Below are 24,019 nucleotides of genomic sequence, written 5' to 3' on the forward strand. Positions count from 1 at the left end.
AATGTTGATTTATAGTGGTTTAAATAAAATTAAATTGGTAAACTAGTCATGGGGGAATTAAAGCATACGAATCACGGACAAAAGCTTTTCACGGATATCTCTGAGCTGATTGAGCAAAGCAAGAGTCATGTTGCACAGACGGTAAATGCTACGCTTACGCTTTTATATTGGCAAATAGGCAGACGAATAAACTCTGAGGTACTCAGCAACAAACGGGCTGATTACGGGAAACAGGTTGTTGCGGCACTTTCTGTGCAATTAACGGAACAATTCGGCAATGGGTTTTCTGAGAAAAATCTTCGCAGAATGATGCAGTTTGCGGAGGTTTTCCCCGATGAGCAAATTGTCGTATCGGCGATACGACAATTGAGCTGGACACATTTCATTGCACTTATTCCGTTAAAAGATCCATTACAGCGTGAGTTCTACGCTGAAATGTGCAGGATTGAAAAGTGGAGCGTTAAAACACTTCGAAGTAAGATCGATGGGATGCTTTATGAAAGAACTGCCATCAGCAAAAAGCCTGATCAATTAATAAAACAGGAAATAAAGGGCTTGCGCGATGAGGACAAACTGACTCCTGACTTGGTATTTAGGGATCCATATTTTCTGGATTTTCTTGGCTTAAAAGATACTTATAGTGAACGGAATCTGGAAGATGCCGTACTCCGCCAAATAGAGGGTTTTATTATGGAGTTGGGCCAGGGATTTACTTTTGTAGGACGACAGAAACGTATGATAATAGATGGGGAGGATTTTAGCTTGGATTTGCTTTTTTTCCATCGAAAACTTAAACGGATGATTGCCATAGATTTGAAGTTGGGAAAATTCAAAGCGGCTTATAAAGGTCAGATGGAGCTATATCTCCGGTGGTTAGAAAAGAATGAGATGGAACCAGGAGAAGAAGCTCCGTTGGGGCTTTTGCTCTGCGCTGAAGGTAATAAGGAGCAGATTGAATTACTGCAACTTGATCAGTCGGGAATTAGGGTGGCTGAGTATCTTACTCAGTTGCCGGATAAGAAGCTGTTGCAGCAAAAACTGCACAGTGCTATTGAAATGTCTAAAAAACAAATGGAAAACAAATGAGTGAGTGGAAGGAGTATAAACTTAAAGACTTAGGAATTCTCCAAAGAGGTCGTTCTCGGCATCGACCTCGATATGCATTTCATTTGTATGGAGGTAAATATCCTTTTATTCAAACTGGAGAAATTAGAGAGGCGTCAAAATATATAAGACACTATCAACAAACCTATAGTGAAGAAGGCCTTAAACAATCAAAGTTATGGCCGAAAGGTACACTTTGTATTACAATAGCGGCCAACATTGCGGAATTAGCAATATTAGATTTTGATGCCTGCTTTCCTGATAGTGTTTTGGGCTTTATTCCAGATAAGAGCATAGTGGATTTGGATTTCGTATATTATACCTTAAATCACTTCCAAAAGGAACTAAAGTATATTGGTGAAGGGTCCGTTCAAGATAACATTAACCTAGGAACATTTGAAAATATATTATATCCAATCCCTAGTTTGCGCGAACAAATCGCTATTGCCTCTATCCTTAGCAGTTTAGATGATAAAATAGACCTGCTGCAATGCCAAAACGAAACCTTAGAAAAAATGGCCGAAACGCTTTTTCGGCAGTGGTTTGTGGAGGAAGCGAAGGAGGAGTGGGAGAATGAAACTTTAGGGAAATGGGCCATTGATACATTAGGTGGGGAATGGGGGAAAGAAAACGCAGTAGGTGAATTCAACAAGCCTGTATATTGTATTCGTGGTACTGATATTGCAGACTTAAACAATGGCTTACCTGAAAGAACACCAATTCGATTTGTGAAAGAAAAGAAATTTTTAAATATTGAGCCTAGAGAAGGGGATCTAATTATTGAAATATCTGGAGGTACCGAAAATCAATCTACTGGAAGAGTTTGTTATATCAACAAGGATATTAAAGGACTTTTTGATAAACCACTAATATTTTCTAATTTCTGCAGACTGATAAGAATTAAAAAGGAAGAGTATTCATTTTTCCTATACTGTTATATTCAATACTTATATAATCAGGATGAATTTTTTAATCTTGAGAATGGCAGCTCTGGAATTAAGAACTTAAACTATAAGGCTCTTTTAAATGATTTGGAATACCTAATGCCAGACGAAAAAACAGTAATGGAATTCCAAAAAAAAGTTAAGCATTTATTTGAAAAAATTAATCGAAATAAATATCAAATCCGAATTCTCATGAAGTTGCGCGATACTTTATTGCCGAAACTAATGAATGGAGAAGTTAAGGTAAAAGAGCAAGGGAATAAATAACCTTAAAAAATGTTGTTTATGGTTGAGATAAAAATTAATAGGAATATTTCCCCAAGAAAATTGAGCGATTTACGGAAGCTCTATTTTGGTCAGAGTGATTTGGGAGATATTGTGCTGATTCTTCCAAGTGAAATTAGTAGATATTCGTTTGGATTACTGGCAGATCTATTAAGTTTTGTGATTACAATAAATAATAAATATTCTATAAAGAAATTAAAATTAAATATTCTTAGAGACGACCTAATCGCTCTTTATGATCAGGAATATTTTTACCCGATCATTTCGTTGTTGTGGAATACTGCGTCTTTTGTTGATAAACAAGATACAGATATTAAAAGTCTATTACGAGAAGAACAAAATTCTTTTTTCAAAAAAATGAATTCTCTCAGCAGAATGAAAGGGAATAAATTCTTTTTGACTATGGTCGATCATTTACCGGGCTATGTCAGATTATTGGAAAACTCAAACGGTTTTAACGATGATGAAGATCAAATAAGCAATATTTTTGAATTAATCTTGAAGAAATATATACTTACCTTTAATAAAAATAATCTATCTGAAATTGCGGGAATCAAAAATGACATTGGAGCAATTGTGTATGAGCTCGCTAAAAATACTGATGAATGGGGGAAGACAGATAAAGAAAACATTAATTTTAGTTCGAGTATCCGAGGTGTATACTTACGTTTTCACGTTAATAGTCATGAGAAATTAGTTGAAGAGTACGCTTCGACTCCTTTACTTGCATTTTTTAATAGTTCCGAGATTATAAATTCTTGTTTAAATGAACTGGGGCAGTTATATTACCTCGAAATTTTGATTTATGATTCGGGAATCGGTTTTATTGATAAATTTCATTCCGCCCCGAACTTCAAAGATATTGATGTTATTAAGAGATGCCTCGTTAAAAATCAAACTACATCCACTTCTAACTTAAAATCAAAAAAAGGGATTGGATTAGATAGAATATTGAACATTCTAAATAAAAAAGGGTTTTTAAGAATATTAACCGATAAATACTGCGTATATAGGGATCTCATAAAATGCGAATATAAACCAATTGATATTGAAAAGCTTGACGATCTGATTCTCGAAGATTGGAATGGACTAAATTTCGATTCAATGGATTCGCCAAAGCTACAGGGATCCTTTATTAGCATTTTATACCCTTTTAAAAAATCAAACTGATGGGTAAATTTTATATTTATAATGCTGTTCTTGATGACAAAATTAGTCGAGATGCAACAATAATCTTCAACCCGAATTCTGAGTATTCTTTTGATTCATTGAGAAGAGAACTTGAAATGTTTTTCAGTACGTTTCACCAAACGGGGGCTTTAATATTTATCCATTGTTCTACGACTCCTAATATAGAAACGTTAGTTGTGGGGAATTTAGACTCTATTTTAAAGAGCATACCTACAGTTGAGGAAGGTTTTTTAAGAAAAAATATTTTTTACATTTCCTATGATCAGTTAGGTTTTAAGATTGCAAATGGTGTTTTATTTATAAAACGTAATCTAAAGGAAATAATCAATCAGGGGTTGGCAAATATTTTCATTAAGAATGGAGGGCTCGTCGAAAGTAGTGGTATTTCTCACCATTTCGTATTTCCTTCTGGGAAACATTCCACAAAATTTTTGAGAGCTGCAAATGTTCTTGTGAAGAAAAGTGAGATAGATTTTATTGGGTTAACGACCTTACATCTTTTTAAAGAATCAAATTTTGAAAATATTTATTGCGATACGTTATCTATTACAGTAATTGGCTATTCAATGGCTAACTTCCTAAAAAGGTTTGGAATGGATAAAGAGATTTATGTGGAATCCTTTAAATCATATAGTGGAATCTATGACAATAGGCAAAAGTTTTATGATAACTCTATTTTTTTGATTTCCGCTTCTACTTCTGGAGGTCTAATTAATTATCTTAAAGAACAACATCCTGAAATTAATTCGAATCAGATCAGTACGCTTTTTTACCTGCCATTAGATAAACATTCACCTGCAGTTTTTGAGCGTGTTGTTTGTAATTTGGGAGTTAATAGCAAATTGAATTATGGAATAAAATCCTATGAAACATTCAAGCCTCCGATAAGACCCTGCAAATATTGCAACAATTATTCAACAGCGATTCAAATATTAGGAGATTCTTTTAGTCTTGATGAACCGATAATAAATCTGAGAAATATTAATGCAAAGAAATATATTACCATTGACATAAAAGAGTTTGTTGATAGTTTCAGATTTAAAGCAAAAATTGGAACTGCATTAAAAGTTTCATATAGTGATCCTTCTATTAAAAGAAAAACATATGCCACTTATATAGATTATGAAAAGGTAATTGACAATATTAATGAGTATAAAACGCATAAGGATAAATTGGATGCTTATATTAAACAATATATTCCCGCAGCTACTAAATATATTGTATACCTTAATGACCTTGGATCTGAGAAACTGGCTACATATATTCACAAGAAAGTACAGAAAGATTCAAGACACAATATTTTAGTAATAAATCAAGCTGATCTTTCGGAAGGTCAAATTGATAAAAATCAAGTTGGTGCAATTGTTATTGTCGGATCTTGTATCACTAATGGAAAGAATCTTTTGTATCTTAATCGATTTTTTAGGAACTATGAGCATTTTAGGCTTGTATATTTTGTTGGAATCACTAGAATTAGTGATTCTACAAGGCATAGTGACCTTAAGGGTAATATTAAATATGGATTGTATGGCGCTAATAATGCTTCCTTTATAGAAGTTGAGACCTTATACTGCGATAATGCTAATTCTGAAACTCCTTGGGAGGTAGAAGTAGAACACTTGAAAGCTGTTCAACAAAGTCTGAACAAGCCTTCTAAGTTCATTAGTGAAAGGATTCGTACTATTAATTCATTCTCGAGTATGGAATTGAAAGGAGGTAGTAATAGAATATTTTACCCTAATATGGATAGTCAAGAATTAGAAATACGTAAAAATTCGGTTTTTTTTAATAATAATGACTACTACGGAAATATTACTCAATCAGACGTCTATTTTACCGTTTCTTGCGTCCTTAATAATATGAGAAGTAATATGAATGATGGTCTTTATCAAACGAATTTTGTTAAGAACGTTCTGGACCCATACTTATTTAACCGTTTTAATGATGGTATAATTCAAGCTGCAATATTACGATCAGCAAAATCAGAGGAGTTGAATTATTCCTTTAGTGTTGATCATTCAAATAAAATGCTTATGCTGTTACAAACTTACATTAAACATATTGAGGAGTATCAGGGAGAAGCGATATTTGAATTTTTGCATGCTTTGGCGATTGGGAAATTGCGGCTGTGGAAGGACCATTATTTAATTTTAATTGAAGACCTCAATAAAATAAAAGATAGTCGGGTAAGAATTTTTGCAAAATGCATAAAACAATTCCACAAATTAAGTATATAATGGTAAAATATATGACCCATATTACAGAAAATCATATAGAACGATTAGCGATTGAACGACTTGAATTCTTGGGCTATCGATATATTTATGGTCCTGACATAGCATGCGATAGTGATACGCCAGAACGGGAAAGTTTTGAACAGGTTTTATTATTGGAACGCCTGCGCAAATCGGTTAAGAAGATCAATTCTCATTTATCGAGTGATATCGTGGAGGGAGCAATAAAGGAAATTCAAAGGATTGTTTCTCCGGGATTGCTTAGCAACAATGAAACCTTTCACCGGTATTTAACTGAAGGTATTCCTGTATCGAAGCGTGTCGATGGAGATGATCGGGGTGATCGAGTTTGGCTGATTGACTTTAAGTATCCGCTTAATAATGAGTTTCTTGTGGTCAACCAATTTACTATTGTAGAGAATGGGAATAACAAGCGCCCTGATGTTCTTTTGTTTGTGAATGGGATACCGCTTGTGGTCATGGAATTAAAGAATGCGGCTGATGAGAAAGCGACTGTAAGAACGGCTTTTAATCAGGTGGAGACGTATAAGGCGATTATTCCTGGTTTATTCACTTATAACGGGTTTGTGGTAATTTCTGATGGTCTGGAGGCAAAAACGGGTACGGTTTCTTCTGGTTTCTCCCGGTTTATGTCCTGGAAGACAAAGAATGGTATATCACTTGCCTCACATTTGGAAAGTGAGCTGGAAACACTGATCCATGGAATGCTGAATAAGGAAACACTTATTGATTTAATCAGGCATTTTATTGTATTTGAGAAATTTAAATCTGAGGATCTGCTGACTGGGATTACAACGATTTCGACGGTCAAAAAGATTGCTGCTTATCATCAGTATTATGCGGTCAATAAGGCGGTGGAATCTACTTTGAGAGCAACTGGATTTGCTTCCAGGGAGGAGGCGCCACTTAATGTGGTGATGGAATCTCCGGTTTCGTATGGTCTTCCAAGGGTGAAATCGCAGCCTAGCGGGGATAAAAAGGCTGGAGTGGTTTGGCATACTCAAGGTAGTGGTAAGTCGTTATCCATGGTTTTTTATACGGGTAAAATTGTTTTGGCACTGGATAATCCGACTATTTTGGTCATTACGGATCGTAATGACCTGGATGATCAGCTTTTCGACACTTTTGCTGCTTCAAAACAGTTATTGAGGCAAGAGCCTGTTCAAGCGGATGATAGAAATCAATTAAGGGATCTTCTAAAAGTTGCATCAGGCGGCGTAATCTTTACGACCATTCAAAAATTTCAGCCGGAAGAGGGGAATGTATATGAATTGCTGTCTAACAGGAAGAATATAGTGGTAATTGCCGACGAAGCGCATCGGACTCAATATGGGTTCAAGCCTAAAACGGTTGATGAAAAGGATTATAATGGAAATGTAATTGGTAAAAAGATTGTGTATGGTTTTGCCAAATATATGCGGGATGCTTTGCCTAATGCGACTTATTTAGGTTTTACGGGGACACCAATTGAGAATGCAGATGTTAATACACCTGCCGTCTTTGGAAATTATGTAGATGTCTACGATATTGCTCAGTCAGTTGAAGATGGTGCGACCGTCCGGATATATTACGAGAGCCGGCTGGCTAAAGTAAATTTAAGTGAAGAGGGCAAGAAGTTGGTGGAAGACCTGGATGATGAGTTAGATCGGGAGGATCTGACCAATACCCAGAAGGCCATAGCAAAATGGACTCAATTAGAAGCGCTGGTTGGAAGCGAGAACAGAATAAAGAATATTGCTCGTGATATTGTCTCGCATTTCAATCAAAGACAGGAGGTGTTTGAGGGGAAGGGAATGATCGTCACTATGAGCAGGAGAATAGCTGTTGAATTATATGAGGCAATTATTGCGCTGAAACCGGAGTGGCACTCGGATGATTTAAAGAAGGGCACCATTAAGGTGGTCATGACTTCTGCTTCCTCAGATGGATCTAAAATAGCTAAACACCATACGACAAAGTTGCAAAGGCGGGATCTTGCCGAAAGGATGAAGAATCCTGATGATGAGTTGCAATTGGTCATTGTTCGGGATATGTGGCTGACGGGCTTTGACGCACCGAGTATGCATACCCTTTATATAGACAAACCCATGAAGGGGCATAATCTTATGCAGGCAATTGCCCGGGTAAACAGGGTGTATAGGGATAAGCCCGGAGGGCTAATTGTGGACTATTTGGGGATCGCTGCGGATCTGAAAAAGGCGCTTTCCTTTTATTCTGATGCAGGTGGAAAGGGGGATCCGACCATCCAGCAAGAACAAGCTGTTCAATTGATGTTGGAGAAATTGGAGGTGGTATCACAAATGTTCCATGGATTTGCATACGAAGATTATTTTGATGCGACGACTTCTAGGAAATTATCCATGATCCTGGCTGCCGAAGACCACATTCTGGGTCTGGAAGACGGAAAGAAGCGGTTTATCAACGAAGTAACTGCACTTTCTAAAGCGTTTGCTATTGCTATTCCCCATGAACAGGCGATGGATGTAAAAGAGGAAGTTTCATTTTTCCAGGCTGTTAAAGCAAGGTTGGCTAAATTTGACGGTACTGGATCTGGGAAAACAAATGAAGAAATAGAAACGACTATTCGCCAGGTGATCGATAAAGCTTTGGTTTCGGAAGACGTCATTGATGTATTTGATGCGGCAGGTATTAAACGACCTGACATTTCTATCCTCTCCGATGAATTCCTCATGGAAATCAGGGACATGGAGCATAAAAATATTGCCTTAGAAGTTTTAAAGAAATTATTGAATGATGAAATTAAGGCGAGAACAAAAAAGAACCTGATTGAAGGCCGGTCTTTTAGGGAGATGCTTGAAACTTCCATTAATAAATATCATAACAAAGTTTTAACGGCCGCTGAGGTAATTGAAGAACTGATAAAGCTGAGTAAAATAATTGTCGAAAAGGACAAAGAGCCAGCACATATGGGTTTAACGGATTTTGAATACGCCTTTTATACTGCGGTATCTAATAATAAAAGCGCGGTGGAACTTATGCAGAAGGATAAGTTGAGGGAATTGGCCGTTCAGCTTACTGAAACGATTCGCCAAAATGCTTCTATCGACTGGACAATCAAAGAGAGTGTAAAATCTAAACTTAAGGTTGCTGTAAAAAGACTATTGAGAAAATACGGCTATCCGCCGGACATGCAGTTACTAGCGACCGAAAACATTATCAAGCAGGCCGAGAGGATAGCTAAGGAATTGACAGGTTGATTTACTTTTGAGGCTGGTTTTCAGTATTAAATTTGTAATGCGGAATTAAACTGCCGGTTTTTTCTTCGTCATTCACAATGGCAACGCTAAATCGTGCTCTTGTTATTGCTACGTAAAGTTTGGAACGACTTGTTTCTGCTAATGTAGTGTTATTGTCTTTTAGCCAATTTAAAATGGGTTTGGTCGGATAAATAAGGACTCTGTCAAAAGATAACCCTTTAGCTTCGCCGAAATTCATTACTTGGCAGTTTTCCCTAATCCTATTCTCTTTTCGGTCGTTTCTGAGTTGAATGGGCTGAAATTTCTTTATGTAGTCATCAATATTTTCTTCATTGATATAAAATACACCATTGTGTTCAGTTTGGGTATTGTTGCTGGATGTTGTGGCTTGAAATTTTGGGAATAATTTGTTTGACAATTCGCAGATTGGCTGATTACATCTATGATTTACCATCAATGATGTATCGTCTTTTGCTAGGTTACCAATTTGGTCGGTGAAAAAGTTTACAATATTAGCTTTACGAAATTTTCTATTTTTAGATGCGCTATTTGTTGAATAGGTGCCTTGCCTGGGATCGCCTACCAGTAGAATTGTAGACTTACAATCAAAAAATAGCCTAAGTATGTCCAGATCATAACCAGCAAGGTCTTGAACCTCGTCAACAAAGATATGGGAATAGATTCTGGAAATTCGATCAATTACATTGCCCTTGGATCTTTCATTACAACGGAATACGAATTTTGAAAGTTTATCGGAATATATTTTTTGAGAATTAGAAAAATAGTGTTGCTCAAATTCCTTTTTTTCACCAAAATATATTGGTTGACCTGCTCGGGTAGACCCTTTCTGTCCTGATTGACTATTTACCAGAATTAGTCCCTTGATTTTCTTTTCAAATAATACGCCTTGAAAGGGCCTTGCCCCGTGTTTTAATAAAAAGGAAAACCAAGTCTGGACAACAATATTTTTAGGGATGCACTTATTTTTCTCGATAATTTTTTTCCTTATTTCGGTTTCGTTCGCCTGGGTGTATGTAGTGATGAGCACCTTACTCTCTATTGTGATCGGTAAATAACAATGCACCGTTTTCGGTAATTAAGAGTGCACCGTCATAGAGCTCTTTGTGTAGACATAATTCTATCAGGTCAAATATATACTATTGTATTTATATGTAGCAGACTTTTTTTCCCGGATTTTTTCCCGGATTTTCTTATCTGGATGCTGATGCCTCAAAAACCCACCACAGAAATACATCGGCTACGCCGATTCCACTTCTCTATGCAGCGGCGTAGCCCTGCACTAAAAGTATGGGCATAGCCCATACCGCTGTTTTTCTTTTTGGTACTTTTTCTTTTAAAATCCAACAAAAAAATCACGTATAAAATATTCTGTAATTCCCTGTTTATAATCATTACGGATTATCTTTGCATTGCAGTGAGGAAGCGGATACAGGCAATCCTGGGGAGGAACCTGGAGAGGAATACTCTCTGCCATCTGGATAAAAAAATAGCCCTCGTGTAAGGAGGGCCATTGGTATAGGGCTAAAAGGGGGGCTATAGTAAACGCTGGCCTCCTTTTCTATTTAGTTTACGCTGGCTTTGTCCATCCAGCTTGATGACTGCTGCATGATGAAGGACTCTGTCCAGTATAGCTGCCGTAAGGACTTCGTCGCCTAACTTTTCCACCCATTGTTTTGGGGATTTATTGGTCGTAATTACGATAGATGCTTTTTCATAAATATCATTAATAAAATGAAAAAAGGCGTTTGACCTTCTTGCATCTGGTTCCACCATCATGATGTCATCGATTACAATCAGATTTGCCTTTGTCAGCCGTCTGTATTCAATGGCTGCAGAGCGATTGGTATCCTTTCTGGATATTGTTGTCATAAGTTGATCCATGCTCCTGAAATAGGCGCTATAGCCCTTTAGGATAGCCTGGTGGCATAATCCTCCGGATAACAGTGTTTTCCCCACACCGGGAGGTCCCATTATAACCAGGTTCTCTGCCTGGTCGATCCAGCTCAGCTCTTTTAATTGTGCCAAAAGCACAGGAGAGATACCCTCTACAAGAGAGCAGTTAAATATCTCTAAATCGTGTCTCAAGGGCAGCTGGGCATCTTTTATCTTTCTATCCAGGCTGCGCTTCTCTCTGGCCCTTATTTCTTCATTAAATAGTCTTGCGGCAAATTCCAGGTAACTGATATTCTCAGAGGCCGCCTGATCCGCTATTGCATTTATGCAGTCAGCAATAGCTGGTATACGCAACTGTTTACATTGATCCTTTATTTTACCTATCTGTTTCATGATTTTTCTTTAGTTATAATTGGATTAAGCTTTATTAATAAGTGAGTCATAGACGTCCAGACTTCTTTGTGCAGGTTGGATATCCGCTTTTTCTTGAACCTTATTTTTCAGTATTGGGATTACTTTGGGCAGCGGTTTTGGCACAGGTGCGTTTTCTGCATTTATCGTCTGAAGCGTCTCTTTAAATACAGAGAGTTTATATTGCTTCATATTCAGACACTCAGCTAATGCCAGTCCAGTGATTTCGGGCGGGTAAAGTTCAATAGCTTTCATTATACCTGTTACCTGGTCACGGACATAACGTGGATATTGTTTATGTACTAAATCAAGGAATTTAGATGCTTCTGTACTATCTGGGAACAATTTTGCAGCTGCCTGCTTTAGTTCTGCTATCTTAAGGGTTGTGTCCCTTCTGTGATTGTTATTGAGAACCTTCTTTTTGCTTTTATCTTTGGGAATTTCATGGGTCCAGACTTCACTGCCCTGTATTGGCCTGATGGAGAGTATACCGTCCTTTTCATCAACCAATACAACAGCCCCCTCTCTATAAGTGCCGGACGGCACAGAATAGTATATACTTTTATGGCAGATCGTATTATCCTGGCGAACTGTTCGCTGTTCAAATGCAGGACTTACCTGAGCTGATATAAATGGCCTGAGAAAGGAGACTTCCTTCTCCCATTCTGCTTTTGGTGACAGGTTGGTAACACTGTGCTTATTGATATTTGCAGTCCTGTCCAGCCAGGCAACGGCTTGCTGTTGTAATGCCTCTAAAGTGCTGTATCTTCTGCCATACAAAAAGTTGTGCTTTGTATAACCCACTAAATTTTCTGTACGGCCTTTTGACTGAGGGTCACTTTTTCGGCAAAAATGGAGGCCTAATTTATGTGATAGGACGTAGGTTTTAAATTCCGACGTAAGTATTAATTCTCCATTGTTTTCAGATACCAACAAGACTCTGTCCTGGTCATAAACCAGTTCATGCGGGATGCCGTTAAAAAAGGCAAACGCTTTTTCATGGGCTTCAATGGTAGCTTTGGTTGTAAAGGGCTTGTCCTGGAAAAATACATACTTCATCCGGGAGCGGGAAAGGACGATTGCAAAAAAATAGACCTTCTTTCGCTTACCTTCTTCTGTTGTCATATTGTACACACCAAAATCTACCTGTGCCTGTTTACCGTAAGGCAGCTCATCAACCATCATCATCTCCCTTGATGGCTTTTCAATGGGGATGTTATAGTGCTGCCTTATGGCCATGACAAAATTGTAAACCGTTTTTTGAGTGACAACAGGAAAGTCCGGGAACTTTTCTTTTAGCCAGTCGTGGGCCTGCGCTGCACTGGCCAGGGGAGCCTCCTGGAGTCGTTTAACAAGGAAGGTCTCATAGGCTGATAATAGTTTGGATCTCGACTTGGTTTTAGCGATAAATGCCTCGAACGCTTCATCTGTCATAGAGCAATACCGCATCACGGTTCGCTTGTTAAGCCCAAGCACCTTACTGATGCCGGAAAAGCTCATTCCTTTGTTCTTGAGCTCTTGTACTTTGTAATACATAATCTTCTTTTTAATGCACATTTTTATGCTTCTTGTGAAGTGCAAAAATGTTGGTTATTAACTGATTATGTCTAACAAAGAGCCATAAATGCCCAAACGGTGCATTCTTAATTACCGAAATGGGCCAATATTTACCGAAACGGTGCACTTTTAATTACCGAAATGGGCCGGCAAATTACCAAAACGGTGCATTCTTATTTACCGAAGTGGAACATCAGTTACCGAATCAGTGCATTCTTATTTACCGAAACAGGATATTCCTATTTTCCGAAAACGGTGCATTGTTGGTTACCTATTACATCTATCTGTTTTAAGGCTTCTTCAACAAGAAATGTTGTTTTGCCTGATCCGGCGGCTGCTATGATAAGCTTATTATTGGCCTGTTTGGATAGCATCTAAGATGTATTTTGGAAAGTTTAATGTTGTTGAGGTCTCAAATACCTTCATTGCACATAGGGTTTTATTGGCTTTCATAAAACCTCTTAATTCATCGTCATTAGTGTAATTTGATCCAAAAATCTCATTTAGTACTTCTAGATTATTTGCTTTCAAAAGTTTGGGCTCAAGTGTATTATAATTGTATTTTTTGTCATTTAACTTTAACTCACCTATATCAACATCTGGATCAAAACATATCTTAATATTAGGTCTAGCCCTTTCCCCAAGATAATTCTCATATTTCTTTTTTAAAGCATCGACATCTCCATCATTGTCAGTGATGACAGTAACATTGCTTCCAATTTTATCTGCGATTTCTAAAAATCTCAAAAATGACGTTCCGACTGAGATTACATCTATGCCTTTTTCGATTGGAAGTGATCCGTTATTTGCAACCATGAATGCTTTTTGGACAACAAGTTCGTCAGAATCCCCCTCTACTAATATGACCGTTTTACATAAAATCATTCGCAAGGTGTCGTAACCTGATAGCTTTTCAAAAAAGTCGTAGGTATCTGGTTGCAATTGATTAAGTCTTACAGTCTTCTTTTCGTTTAACAAGATCAAATGCTTTAGACCCAGCTTATTGGCCACAAAACTACTATGGGTTGAAATTAAGATCTGCTTCTCCCCGCTATCGTTTTTTATATAACTGGTTAATTGATTTAGCTTTGTGTGCGATAAATGATTTTCTGGCTCTTCTAATAATATTACATTAGCTTCTTTTGCTTTTTTGTGGCCTAATGCCAGTTTTGTTTTTATTAAACATTGCTCTCCTTTTCCAATATAATGAAATGGAACATCATCCAAATATGTCATCAAGCTGTTTTCCCAGGCATTTTTCGATGACAATTCAACAGAAAGTTCAATCTTTTTATCTGATATTTTTGAGGCAGTTTCTATTTTATTATTGATATTTTTGATTGCGTCTTCGCCCATAAACGATTCCTTCATTCTTCTGTGAGCCTGAGATATCTCTACTATTTCTTTCGAGTCTAAGAATTCTTTGACAATTCGTGAAATATAAATATCAGAACCATTTTGATGTTTGCTACTTGATGAATCGATTAAAGCTGACCTGATTGGAATTGTCCTGGGTGTGACGTTTTCGTCTCTAGAAAAACTTGTCCATGACACATTATAGTATTCTATTGGCAAAGTTTTAATTTCTCCGACTTTAATCAGCTCTTCGTATTCCTTCTGGTAGTTTTCATCGAATTCGATTTTAAATGAAAATCCACAAACATTTTCCTTTTGACTATTTCCATTTCCCTCAAATTCTGTTATATCGTCGCCTTCTAAATATATTTCAATGTGAATTTTGGGTGGAGGACTTGCTGTTTTATCAGGTTCTAAACTCTGAAGATACTGGGATACGACTTGATTATTGAATAAATATTGTGATAAATCGTTTTTCAGATATTTGCCGTTGTATAACCCCGTCAAAGCAAGATGAATTGCTTCAATAATAGTGGACTTTCCTGCTTCATTGTCACCGACAAGAATATTTAAGCCTTTATTCAAAGAAAGATTAAATGTGCCTTGGAAACTCTTGAAATTCTCTATTTGAATTTTGTTAATGTGCATTAGTAATTTGGTTGCAGTGGTATGATGTTTCTAAATTGTACAATCTAAATAAGAGGCAATTAATACCTCAACGATTTCCTATTCAGTAGTAACTAAGGTATGATGTTTATTTAATATTTGCAAAATTTATTTTCGACGATTTCTGTGATTGTATGTTCCAGTAACAACACAGTAAAGTTGGAATCCAGTACATTTCTGTAAAAGTTAGAATAAAACAGCTTTACTTATAATTTTTTTGGGATTTAGGTTATTAAATGTTTTCTTTAATCTGATAGCCATTGCTTCCGATGAGTTTCCTCCGACCAAAATTTATCTTGAAAACAGTTAATAAAGTCGAGTTTGTCTGATTAATCTATTAGTAACATCAAAGTAGCAAAAATTTAAATTCAAGGATTGCACATTTGCTTTTCTATTATAAGCGGAGCATGAGTCTCCTGTCGGATCAAATAGCGGTTGCGATTTCACCTAGTTGGCTGCTGGTCCGAAGGAATTCATCGAAATTTTGCACTTATGGCTGGTGGCAGCTCTCTTGTAGTATTTTTCGGTTCCAGCAAGGAGCTAGTACTTGTACGACTGGATTTAAATTGTAATTTTTAATTTTAAAGAATAGATATGGCAGAGTTTAAAAGAAGAACCTTGAAATTTAGCACCGGAAAACAGATGACACTCTATGGAAACAGTATCAGTATTGGTAAGACATTGGAGGTGGGGGAAGGGAATATTCCTAACATTTTGGCCTTGCCGATGGATCCGAATGCGGAACAGAAAATTCAAAATCCGCAGCGGTTGACATTGGACGAGGTGATGGAGTTGGCGGATTATATGACGGGGTTGTGGCTTCAACTGAAGGAGAATATCCGCAAGTATGGGATGGAAAGTCCGAAGATTTTTGTTGGTGAATCTGGAAGATAAGTGGCCGGGATTTTATGCTTTTTTGGATGTAGTGTTAATGTATTTAACGTTGGGGCTTGCTGAGGCCGTTTTTGTGGGCCTCAGCAAGATGTAGGAATGTTTACAACATTCCATCTTTCCCCGCCTCCGTAGTCGGCGGGCGTGGAGCAAAACCCTTCGTAGTCGGGTTTTTGTACTTGATTTTTTTTAATAATTGTTACGGATGATAAGAAAGAAACGAGGTAAGGTTGTCGGGCGCATGCGGGTGGTGAGCACCCGGATTAGGGAGAAAAAGTATGAGGAGTTTCGGAAAATGATGGCGGATTCCAGCATAAAAACAATGAGCGAATTGTTTCGACATATATTGGAAAACCGGAAAATTACACTTGAATATTATGATAAAACCTTGGATAAAGTGATGCTGGAGCTTGCTGACATTCGCAGAGAGTTGCTGTCAATTGGTGTAAATATTAATCAGGTAACGAAACGTTTTCATGTTCAAAGGTGGCCAGATGCGATGCTGATGAATGCCCGGGAAATCGCTTTGTTATACCAGGAAGTTGACTTAAGAATAAAGGAACTTTTTGATCTTATTACCAAAATTGCGCAGAAATGGTTGCCAGAATAGAGACGGGAAAGTCAATTAGAGGGGTACTTGTTTACAATGAAAAGAAGGTGGAAGCGTCTGCAGCCCGGCTACTTTTTGCTAGCGGATTTCCTATGGAGTCTGATATGCTTAGCTTCAGAAATAAGGTGGATTTTTTCAAAAAATTTACTAGACAGAATATCCGGACGAAATCCAATACGCTGCATATCACCCTGAATTTTTCTCCTAAGGACAGGTTGGATAACGACAAACTGATCGAGATAGCCAAGGCGTATATGGAGGGGATTGGATTTGGTGCACAGCCTTTTTTAGTGTATCAGCATTTTGATGCGGCTCATCCACATCTGCATATTGCCACAGTAAATATTGCAAATGGTGGCGAGCGGATTGAAACACATAATCTTGGCAAAACCAAATCGGAGAAAACGCGGAAAGAATTAGAGGTGACCTATGGGTTGATCAGGGCGGAAGATCAGAAAGTGGAGCGAAGTTTTGAGATAAAAGCCGTCCCATTGGAAAGGGTTGTTTATGGAAAGGCAGAAACCAAAAAGGCGGTCAGCTGGGTTGTGAGAGAGGTCGTGGGAAGTTACAAATTTTGTTCTCTGACCGAATTAAATGCTGTTTTAAACCAGTTTGGGGTATATGTGGACGGCGGTGTTCCCGGAAGTCCTATGCACAATAATGGAGGATTGATCTATGGATTATTGGATCAGGACAAACAAAAGGTGGGGATTCCCATTAAGGCCAGTTCTATTTATAGTAGCCCGACGCTTAAGAATTTAAAGAAGCTATTTGTGGGGAATAAGATGAGTCGCAAGCCCTATGGCCAGCGATTGAAGTATATACTGGATAAGGCACTTGAGAGGAGTTCTGGCTTGGCTGACATTGAAAAACGTCTCCATGATCAAGGAATACGGGTCATTTTCAGAAAAAATATCCAAGGTAATATCTTCGGAGTGACTTTTATTGACAATACCACAAGGGCTGTTTTTAATGGTAGTGATCTGGGTAAAAAGTATAGCGCGAAGGCATTCTTGGAAGCATTGCAGCATAAAAAAACTTTGCCGGTTCCAGATGGAACGGTGCTTCAATCTTCTGATAATATGCACAGCCGAGATTCTGAGGCCGCCGTAAATAAAGATGCGGTAAACAGTGTTCCTGGCCTGGACCTTCCTGTAATAGAGACCCTGGTGGATACTTTATTTTATGATGAACATGAGGTGGGTGACTTCGTGCCTGATAAAAAGAAAAGGAGAAAAATGCAGTTATCGAGGTAATCACATTTGTAAACTTATATAATAGGAGGACGCTATGCATACAGGAGAGAATACGGAGGGGTTGAGGAAAATTACGGACCTTACCAGGAAGTGCGCCATATTACTACTCTGCCTCCATTATTACGTATATTGTTATAAGGCTTTTGAAGGTTGGCATTTGACACATCCTGTTGTGTTGGAAGTCTTAGGTAATTTAAGACGAACGGGGCTTTTTGATCATTTTTATGTATCCAAGTTGGCTGCCCTTGTCTGTTTATCGGTTTCTCTTTTGGGGATTAAGGGCAAGAAAGATGAGAAGTTACTTCCCGGTAGCATTTTGCTTTTTTTGTCTGTTGGGCTTGTTTTTTACTGGGGAAGTCGCTTTATATTAATTGTAAATGCACCCCTTAATCTACTGGCGATTCTTTATATTGGAGTGACGAGTGTGGGATTTTTATGCATCTTACATGGTGGTGCTTTACTTTCCAGATTGTTAAGTGATAAGCTGGCTGGTGATATATTCAACAGTCTGCAAGAGACCTTTCCCCAGGAGGAAAGGTTGTTGACAAATGAATATTCCATCAATTTGCCCGCAGTTTATAACTTGAAGGGCAAATTACGGCGGTCTTGGATCAATATAATTAATCCGTTCAGGGGTATTCTGGTCGCAGGGACGCCAGGTTCGGGGAAGAGCTATTTTGTGATCCGGCATATCATTACGCAGCATATCCGCAAGGGATTCACGATGTTTATTTATGATTTTAAATTCGATGATTTGTCACTTATCGCTTACAATACGTTCCTGAAGAATAAACATAGGTATCAGGTTGAGCCCAAATTTTATGTGATCAATTTTGATAATTTGTCCCTTACGCACCGGTGTAATCCTTTGGATCCTGAGACGATGACAGATATAACGGACGCTACAGAGTCGTCCAGGACGATTATGTTGGGACTTAACAGGGACTGGATCCGGAGAACTGGTGATTTTTTTGTGGAGTCTCCCATTAATTTTGTGACGGCTATTATCTGGTTTTTGAGGAAATACAGGGAGGGTAAATACTGTACTTTGCCGCATGTGATTGAACTGATGCAGGTAAATTACGAGCGGCTTTTTCCTGTTTTACGGACGGAGCCGGAAATAGAGGTGTTGATCAACCCATTTGTAACAGCCTTTGTTAATGGGGCGATGCCGCAATTAGAGGGGCAGATTGGCTCTGCTAAAATTACGATGGCCCGGCTGGCTTCTCCACAGCTTTATTATGTGTTGTCTGGTAATGATTTTACAATGGATCTGAATAACCCCAAAGAGCCGAAGATTATCTGTATGGGCAATAATTATCTGAAACAACAGGTATATGGGGCTGTTTTATCCCTTTATACGGCCCGGATGATTAAATTGGTAAATAGAAAGGATCAATTGAAGTCAAGTCTGATATTTGATGAGTTCCCTACGATTTATTTTAATGCGGTGGACAGTTTAATTGCGACTGCCAGGAGCAATAAGGTTTCTACCTGCCTGGGTGTGCAGGATTTTTCGCAGCTCCGCAAGGATTATGGGCGGGAGCAGGCGGATGTTATCTCCAGTATTGTGGGGAATGTAATCTCTGGACAAGTGACCGGTGATACGGCAAAGCAGCTTTCTGACCGGTTTGGCCAGATTATGCAGGAAAGGGAAAGTTTTTCGATTAATGCAACGGACACGTCCATTAGCCGGTCTACACAGCTGGCTACGGCTATTCCTGTCTCCAAAATATCCTCCCTGTCTTCAGGGGAGATGGTGGGGGCTGTCGCGGATAATCCGGACCAAAAGATAAAGCTGAAGATATTCCATAGTGAAATCCAGAATGACCACAAATCGTTGAAAGCTGAGCAGGATCGTTATCTCCCGATCCCGATGGTGCGCCAAATTCGACAGTCAGATGTTGATGCGAACTACCGACGCATTAAAAATGAGGTATTTTCACTTATAGAATCCGAAATGGAAAGAATTATGAATACGCCTGAACTGTTGGGGCTCTTGGTCGTTCAGGACGAGGATTGACGACTTAAAATCTAACTCGTTCATGTAAACCTGGGATTTTCGTCTGTTTCATCCATTCGTCTTTCCATGTATTCTTTTAAACTATCCAGGAAGGCGGTCCGATTTTTCTTTCTGATTCTTATATTCTGCTGAATTACCGCATAATAGTTGCCTAAATGTATGGAAAACATTTCCTGGAAGGTATTTATAATTGTTTTTAGATCGGCCTTTCCGTGATTAAATGCGCCGATAGATGCAAGTGCATATAAGAGTTCTATAAGGGCAACTTTGGATGCTGTCCAGGTTAACTCCCCAGGTTCTTTGTAGGATGGGGAGCGATTATTCAATGTATTTATTTCGTTTTGGATATAGCTATTTAGAATTTCAAGGGCCTGAAGTCTTGCTAATATATAGGAGTGGCCTTGAGAAAGATAGCTGTCTTTTTCTATGGCTCCTTCAGTAGGCAAAAGGGCTGATTCGGTCATACTGACAAACAGAACTTGATCCTGGTGAGTTTGGCCCCTGCGGTAATAGTTGTAGAAGGTTCGATTTCTTTCAAAATATTGATTGTTATACTTTAAGTGATCATTTAAGTACTGCTCTATGGACTGCTTATCTTTGCTGGGTTTTAGGGATTCAAGATAGTACAATTCGGCATAATAGATCTGCTCTCTTAATAGTTGGGGCCGGATGTATTTGAAGTAGCGGATTTCTTCTTCCTGGTTTTTAAAAGTATATTGTTCCATAGAGTCATTCAGCTTTCTGACCGATTCCTTTACTATTTTATAGGATAATTCCGCTCGTTCTAAGATATTGTTTGGCCGGATGTTATTGATCTGTTCTGCCATTTCCATAAAAATTAGTTTTGCTGTTGTATCCATGGTTTGATTTTTAATTTAAAATTGGTTTTACTTAATGACTTAAAATTGACCTGTAATGGCCCATGTTTTATGCATTCGATTGCCAGCTGAAACGGTAATTATTCGATTGTATAAATTCATTTATTAAAGAAAATTTGTGTATTTCTACTCTTTATGTAATATTAATCATATCTTTAAGTTATATATTGCAATTAAATTAAATTAAAATTTATTGCGATATTAGGTGCTATACAGTAGAATTGCTTGTCCATTAAGACTTTTTTGATAACTATTTAAACAAAAAATGATTATGAAAGAGTGGTTCTCTATTACGACGGATAATTTTAAGTACATTGATTGGATTAAAGGCCCTTATACATCGTTTAATGGTCCACTTATCCTGGACGGGAAAATTGCTTCTGTTATTGGTGGTTTTGGAAATATGATATTTCAGGGGAAGTTTCGACCGCTATTCGATATGTGACTGAACGATTATGATATTTTGAACGGTTTCACCGCTTGGGCGTCCCTGAACTATCGAAGCCTGGAGTTTAGATTGCATCTGAAAAGCAGTATTGAGCGTCGTCCACGCCCTTACGGATGGTCTGAGATCAAGGCATTTGAGATGAACCTCGACCATTGCCTGGCGATGGATAATGAGGTCAAATTTGAAAAGGGCTGTCATTACAAATCTTTCGATGTACATTTCAAACCTGAAATTTTTGAGAAGTTAGCCCTCATCATGCCGGAACTTGTTTACCCTTTCCTTAATGATTATTATGCAGGTCGGGAGTTATCTCTATTTAGAAAGGATATCTTTCCCAACGGCGCTATATTGGACTCAGCATATTCAATGATGAACCATGTTACAGAAGACGGATTATCCCCGCTGTTATTGGATAGAAGAGGAGAGATTCTACTTGGTCAGATCCTTTTGTGGAAAGCTGAAATCGAGCAGAGGCGTGGTTTGACTGATAGCCAAATAGAAACTTTAAGGAAATTGAATGAGATAAAACGATTATTAACAATAGAGGAGGATAGTTTCAGGGGAATTCTTCAATATGCCCGGATGGCGAATATGAGTCCTACAAAGTTCAAGGTCAATTTTAAGAAGGTAACGGGTTATACTCCTTTTGACTATTGGCAGCTCGGAATGATTCAGAAGGGGGTATTAAGACTACTTACGACCAGTGATTCTATGAAGGATATTGCGTTGGATGTCGGTTATGGCGATACAGCGGCTTTTGACAAGGCATTTAGGAAGCTGTTTGAGGAATCTCCTTCTGACTATAGAAAGCGAATGGGGGTTAATTTAGATTAGACAGAAGATATTGATCAGCAACCAAATATATATTAACTTGTAATAGTTGTCTTATTGGACAATCCTGTAAGGTATGACTTAGTGAAATTTGTGGATGAGAACAAAGGTCAATGGGGAAATACATGGTAAATTATTGAAAAATGACTTTAGACAATTTAAAAATGATATTTATAGAAATGTAAATCTTATGAATAAAAAGTTGCGAATAAAAATTGATGGGAAACCAGTTTCGTTTGTAGATACCGTTCCTGAGTCTTTATCCGAAGCTTTAATTAAGCATGTTGATGTAGTTAGGTGGAGCGTTGTCTTCAACAGCGTTGATCTATTAGGACAGAAGGTAGAGAATTCGGAATGTTCATTTTGGAAAATTGATATGGAAGTTCCGGTGGCCGCCGGAGTAAATTTAGAACTAGATGAAATGAAGAGTTTGCTTTTTTTAAATATAGGGGAAAGCGTTCGCGCTCAATTTCGGCCGGGTGAAGTCTTTTATTTTGAACGAGGTCACCAGAAAACTATTCAATTGCCTACATCTGAGATATCGCTCTTTGCTGGAGCTAGTAGAGTAAGGCATGAAATGATTTTATTGGATTTAAAAAATGGTGATCGGTTTGCGGCCGAGGAAGCTATGCTGAAGGCGCTCTCTGGGAAATCGTTTAACTGACATTAGAATTCTGACAGGCATCGATAATGTGCCGAATTATTTAAGTCGTAAGCCATTGTTATGGGCATCGGTTTTTTATCTCCACCTGGTAACTATTGGATTATTCTTGAGTTTGCTCAAAAATTGCATTATAGTTTGTTGGTTTATGTTGATTTCCCCTTTATCTATTTTTTTGCAAAATTCAATAGTTTCATCCGGGTTATAACCCGCCTTATGGTAATCTGAAACAAAGAAGGTCCAGTGCGATTCATCTTCTCTAAATCGTGGTTTTGAATCATAATCAGTCGTATTAATTGTTTGCCCGTTAATAACAGCATAACTGTTTTGGTATTCGATGTTACTGATTATGGTTCCATCATTTAAAATAGCTACATTATAACTAGAGCCTCCAATATCTGAATTTATATTATATGGCTCTTGCTTTTCAGAGCGAAATAGAATAAATTCATACTGGAGCTCTATATTTTTTGACACCCACATATCACTGATCTTTACTTCCCAGTTAGCCTGTGACAGTAACCAGTTTCCAGACGGAAGTTTGCGTAGTTTCTCCACATAGAAGTCTCCTTCTGAATGCTTATACCACAAATTTTCTAAAAAAGTTCCCTTGCTTAATTCCATAAATATTTGATCTTGTGTTTTTGCGTCTGTGATATTGTGTATGCCATCCGGTAATGTCGGAGTTGATTTGTTGATTATTTCGTGAAATGGAAATAAAGTATAGGTAAAACATTGATCCCACTCATTAATTTGCTGATTTTTCGTGGTCGTCGTGTGGATATTATTTTCCTCTATAAATGATTGAACACTGGTTATAAAACGATCAACTTGGGCACTGAGTTTTTGTATTTTTAAGTCCGGATTTAATTGTTCTCTACAATCCTGTATAAGCTTTAAAATTTCTGATCGTTCCTTTATCCTTACACCAATTTTTCCGAGATTTAAGACACCGATTTCCCCGAAATCTACGTCTGGAAGAAGCAAAGGGATGACGGATTCAGATGCTAGGGTGGCCCATGTTGCACCTACTTCGTTTAAACAAATTTCGCTTGATTTATAGTTTTTGGATATGAACAGTAATGCAAGTTCTGATTGATTTATTTCTTCGCGGAGTTTTGTCGTGATATGTTGTCCGCTTCTTATTCCTTGGCCTTCCATACTTGAACAAAAAATTCTCGTTGACGGAATTTCTAAACCTAATATAAGTATTTTTTCCACGAAGGAATCAATATATGCTTTGTCTTTAGCTGAATGGCTGATGAAAATTTTATTTTTTTGCATTTAAGCTAATTTTTGAATTTAGACTGGTTGTTGCTCAAAAGTTACCACAAAATTTAATATGAACTGCATTAAGTTGATCATCGAATTTTACGAAATCTTTGTTAGTTAATGTATCTTATTGATGAATAGTCTTTTATCTTCATTTTATCTACTTAGCCGTTGTCATGTCTTTTTGTGATTCCTTCCTAACGGGAAAATAGATTGGTTAACAAAACTAATAAATTGTATTCAGTTTT

Annotated in this window: 17 protein-coding genes; 11 read left to right on the top strand and 6 right to left on the bottom strand. The window is 37.8% G+C overall.

The features are described 5' to 3' along the window. Positions 1 to 48: 48 nt before the first annotated feature. Genes BLU80_RS09080 through BLU80_RS09100 form a run of 5 tightly spaced genes read left to right on the top strand, consistent with a single transcriptional unit; the run spans position 49 to position 8,997 of the window. Positions 49 to 1,086, top strand: coding sequence for a PDDEXK nuclease domain-containing protein (locus BLU80_RS09080; RefSeq protein ID WP_091396961.1), 1,038 nt, complete (start codon positions 49 to 51; stop codon positions 1,084 to 1,086). Then, on the top strand, positions 1,083 to 2,315 hold the full coding sequence (locus BLU80_RS09085) for a restriction endonuclease subunit S (RefSeq protein WP_091396964.1): 1,233 nt from the start codon (positions 1,083 to 1,085) through the stop codon (positions 2,313 to 2,315). The genes BLU80_RS09080 and BLU80_RS09085 overlap by 4 nt, the downstream gene beginning before the upstream one ends. A gap of 18 nt (positions 2,316 to 2,333) precedes the next feature. Next, positions 2,334 to 3,503 (top strand): hypothetical protein, encoded by a 1,170-nt coding sequence (locus BLU80_RS09090; RefSeq protein ID WP_091396968.1) that lies wholly within the window; start codon positions 2,334 to 2,336, stop codon positions 3,501 to 3,503. Then, positions 3,503 to 5,761 carry a hypothetical protein gene (locus BLU80_RS09095; RefSeq protein ID WP_091396972.1) on the top strand — a complete coding sequence of 753 codons (2,259 nt, stop codon included), beginning with the start codon at positions 3,503 to 3,505 and terminating at the stop codon, positions 5,759 to 5,761. The genes BLU80_RS09090 and BLU80_RS09095 overlap by 1 nt, the downstream gene beginning before the upstream one ends. Before the next feature lie 11 nt (positions 5,762 to 5,772). Continuing rightward, the gene (locus tag BLU80_RS09100; RefSeq protein ID WP_091397320.1) at positions 5,773 to 8,997 is read left to right on the top strand and encodes a type I restriction endonuclease subunit R; all 3,225 of its coding nucleotides are present in this window, start codon (positions 5,773 to 5,775) and stop codon (positions 8,995 to 8,997) included. 1 nt (position 8,998) lies between these two features. Here BLU80_RS09100 and BLU80_RS09105 read toward each other — a convergent pair whose 3' ends face one another. From BLU80_RS09105 to BLU80_RS09125, 4 genes are all read right to left on the bottom strand, one after another. Further along, positions 8,999 to 10,045 carry a 3'-5' exonuclease gene (locus BLU80_RS09105; RefSeq protein WP_170831190.1) on the bottom strand — a complete coding sequence of 349 codons (1,047 nt, stop codon included), beginning with the start codon at positions 10,043 to 10,045 and terminating at the stop codon, positions 8,999 to 9,001. Between the two features lie 506 nt (positions 10,046 to 10,551). Then, positions 10,552 to 11,304: an IS21-like element helper ATPase IstB gene (gene istB, locus BLU80_RS09115; protein WP_091396982.1), complete on the bottom strand. Its 753-nt coding sequence runs from the start codon at positions 11,302 to 11,304 to the stop codon at positions 10,552 to 10,554. A 24-nt stretch (positions 11,305 to 11,328) separates the two neighbouring features. Further along, positions 11,329 to 12,858 (bottom strand): DDE-type integrase/transposase/recombinase, encoded by a 1,530-nt coding sequence (locus BLU80_RS09120; RefSeq protein ID WP_170831191.1) that lies wholly within the window; start codon positions 12,856 to 12,858, stop codon positions 11,329 to 11,331. 372 nt (positions 12,859 to 13,230) lie between these two features. Beyond that, positions 13,231 to 14,883, bottom strand: a complete 1,653-nt coding sequence (locus tag BLU80_RS09125; RefSeq protein WP_091396987.1) for an ATP-dependent nuclease — start codon at positions 14,881 to 14,883, stop codon at positions 13,231 to 13,233. Positions 14,884 to 15,495: 612 nt separating this feature from the next. Here BLU80_RS09125 and BLU80_RS09130 point away from each other — a divergent pair. The 4 genes from BLU80_RS09130 to mobC all read left to right on the top strand — a co-directional run bounded on the left by BLU80_RS09130 (position 15,496) and on the right by mobC (position 19,681). After that, entirely contained in the window at positions 15,496 to 15,795 is a 300-nt protein-coding gene (locus tag BLU80_RS09130; RefSeq protein ID WP_091396990.1) for a hypothetical protein, read from the top strand. A 202-nt stretch (positions 15,796 to 15,997) separates the two neighbouring features. Then, positions 15,998 to 16,402, top strand: a complete 405-nt coding sequence (locus tag BLU80_RS09135; protein WP_091396992.1) for a hypothetical protein — start codon at positions 15,998 to 16,000, stop codon at positions 16,400 to 16,402. Continuing rightward, the gene (locus tag BLU80_RS09140) at positions 16,387 to 17,658 is read left to right on the top strand and encodes a relaxase/mobilization nuclease domain-containing protein (RefSeq protein ID WP_091396995.1); all 1,272 of its coding nucleotides are present in this window, start codon (positions 16,387 to 16,389) and stop codon (positions 17,656 to 17,658) included. Before BLU80_RS09135 ends, BLU80_RS09140 begins: the two co-directional genes overlap by 16 nt. Positions 17,659 to 17,692: 34 nt before the next feature. After that, positions 17,693 to 19,681: a conjugal transfer protein MobC gene (mobC, locus tag BLU80_RS09145; RefSeq protein WP_091396998.1), complete on the top strand. Its 1,989-nt coding sequence runs from the start codon at positions 17,693 to 17,695 to the stop codon at positions 19,679 to 19,681. A 20-nt stretch (positions 19,682 to 19,701) separates the two neighbouring features. Here the strand turns inward: mobC and BLU80_RS09150 are convergent, their stop codons facing one another. Further along, positions 19,702 to 20,541 (bottom strand): RteC domain-containing protein, encoded by an 840-nt coding sequence (locus BLU80_RS09150; protein ID WP_091397001.1) that lies wholly within the window; start codon positions 20,539 to 20,541, stop codon positions 19,702 to 19,704. A 604-nt stretch (positions 20,542 to 21,145) separates the two neighbouring features. Between BLU80_RS09150 and BLU80_RS09160 the strand changes: the two genes are divergently transcribed. Both BLU80_RS09160 and BLU80_RS09165 read left to right on the top strand, forming a co-directional pair. Continuing rightward, the gene (locus BLU80_RS09160) at positions 21,146 to 21,841 is read left to right on the top strand and encodes an AraC family transcriptional regulator (RefSeq protein WP_091397007.1); all 696 of its coding nucleotides are present in this window, start codon (positions 21,146 to 21,148) and stop codon (positions 21,839 to 21,841) included. Positions 21,842 to 21,935: 94 nt separating this feature from the next. Further along, positions 21,936 to 22,502: a hypothetical protein gene (locus BLU80_RS09165; RefSeq protein WP_091397009.1), complete on the top strand. Its 567-nt coding sequence runs from the start codon at positions 21,936 to 21,938 to the stop codon at positions 22,500 to 22,502. Between the two features lie 75 nt (positions 22,503 to 22,577). Here the strand turns inward: BLU80_RS09165 and BLU80_RS09170 are convergent, their stop codons facing one another. Further along, positions 22,578 to 23,783 (bottom strand): toll/interleukin-1 receptor domain-containing protein, encoded by a 1,206-nt coding sequence (locus BLU80_RS09170; protein ID WP_091397011.1) that lies wholly within the window; start codon positions 23,781 to 23,783, stop codon positions 22,578 to 22,580. Positions 23,784 to 24,019: the final 236 nt, after the last annotated feature.

Origin of the sequence: Arachidicoccus rhizosphaerae, assembly GCF_900107765.1 — a bacterium.
Lineage (GTDB): Bacteria > Bacteroidota > Bacteroidia > Chitinophagales > Chitinophagaceae > Arachidicoccus > Arachidicoccus rhizosphaerae.

What these genes read in the sequence shown, in the direction of transcription:
- mobC (WP_091396998.1), top strand. Translation starts at nt 17,693, where the DNA reads ATGCATACAGGAGAGAATACGGAGGGGTTGAGGAAAATTACGGACCTT.
- BLU80_RS09125 (WP_091396987.1), bottom strand. Translation starts at nt 14,883, where the DNA reads ATGCACATTAACAAAATTCAAATAGAGAATTTCAAGAGTTTCCAAGGC.
- istB (WP_091396982.1), bottom strand. Translation starts at nt 11,304, where the DNA reads ATGAAACAGATAGGTAAAATAAAGGATCAATGTAAACAGTTGCGTATA.
- BLU80_RS09150 (WP_091397001.1), bottom strand. Translation starts at nt 20,541, where the DNA reads ATGGATACAACAGCAAAACTAATTTTTATGGAAATGGCAGAACAGATC.
- BLU80_RS09170 (WP_091397011.1), bottom strand. Translation starts at nt 23,783, where the DNA reads ATGCAAAAAAATAAAATTTTCATCAGCCATTCAGCTAAAGACAAAGCA.
- BLU80_RS09090 (WP_091396968.1), top strand. Translation starts at nt 2,334, where the DNA reads ATGGTTGAGATAAAAATTAATAGGAATATTTCCCCAAGAAAATTGAGC.
- BLU80_RS09080 (WP_091396961.1), top strand. Translation starts at nt 49, where the DNA reads ATGGGGGAATTAAAGCATACGAATCACGGACAAAAGCTTTTCACGGAT.
- BLU80_RS09120 (WP_170831191.1), bottom strand. Translation starts at nt 12,858, where the DNA reads ATGTATTACAAAGTACAAGAGCTCAAGAACAAAGGAATGAGCTTTTCC.
- BLU80_RS09085 (WP_091396964.1), top strand. Translation starts at nt 1,083, where the DNA reads ATGAGTGAGTGGAAGGAGTATAAACTTAAAGACTTAGGAATTCTCCAA.
- BLU80_RS09135 (WP_091396992.1), top strand. Translation starts at nt 15,998, where the DNA reads ATGATAAGAAAGAAACGAGGTAAGGTTGTCGGGCGCATGCGGGTGGTG.
- BLU80_RS09130 (WP_091396990.1), top strand. Translation starts at nt 15,496, where the DNA reads ATGGCAGAGTTTAAAAGAAGAACCTTGAAATTTAGCACCGGAAAACAG.
- BLU80_RS09160 (WP_091397007.1), top strand. Translation starts at nt 21,146, where the DNA reads ATGAACCTCGACCATTGCCTGGCGATGGATAATGAGGTCAAATTTGAA.
- BLU80_RS09100 (WP_091397320.1), top strand. Translation starts at nt 5,773, where the DNA reads ATGACCCATATTACAGAAAATCATATAGAACGATTAGCGATTGAACGA.
- BLU80_RS09165 (WP_091397009.1), top strand. Translation starts at nt 21,936, where the DNA reads ATGAGAACAAAGGTCAATGGGGAAATACATGGTAAATTATTGAAAAAT.
- BLU80_RS09140 (WP_091396995.1), top strand. Translation starts at nt 16,387, where the DNA reads ATGGTTGCCAGAATAGAGACGGGAAAGTCAATTAGAGGGGTACTTGTT.
- BLU80_RS09095 (WP_091396972.1), top strand. Translation starts at nt 3,503, where the DNA reads ATGGGTAAATTTTATATTTATAATGCTGTTCTTGATGACAAAATTAGT.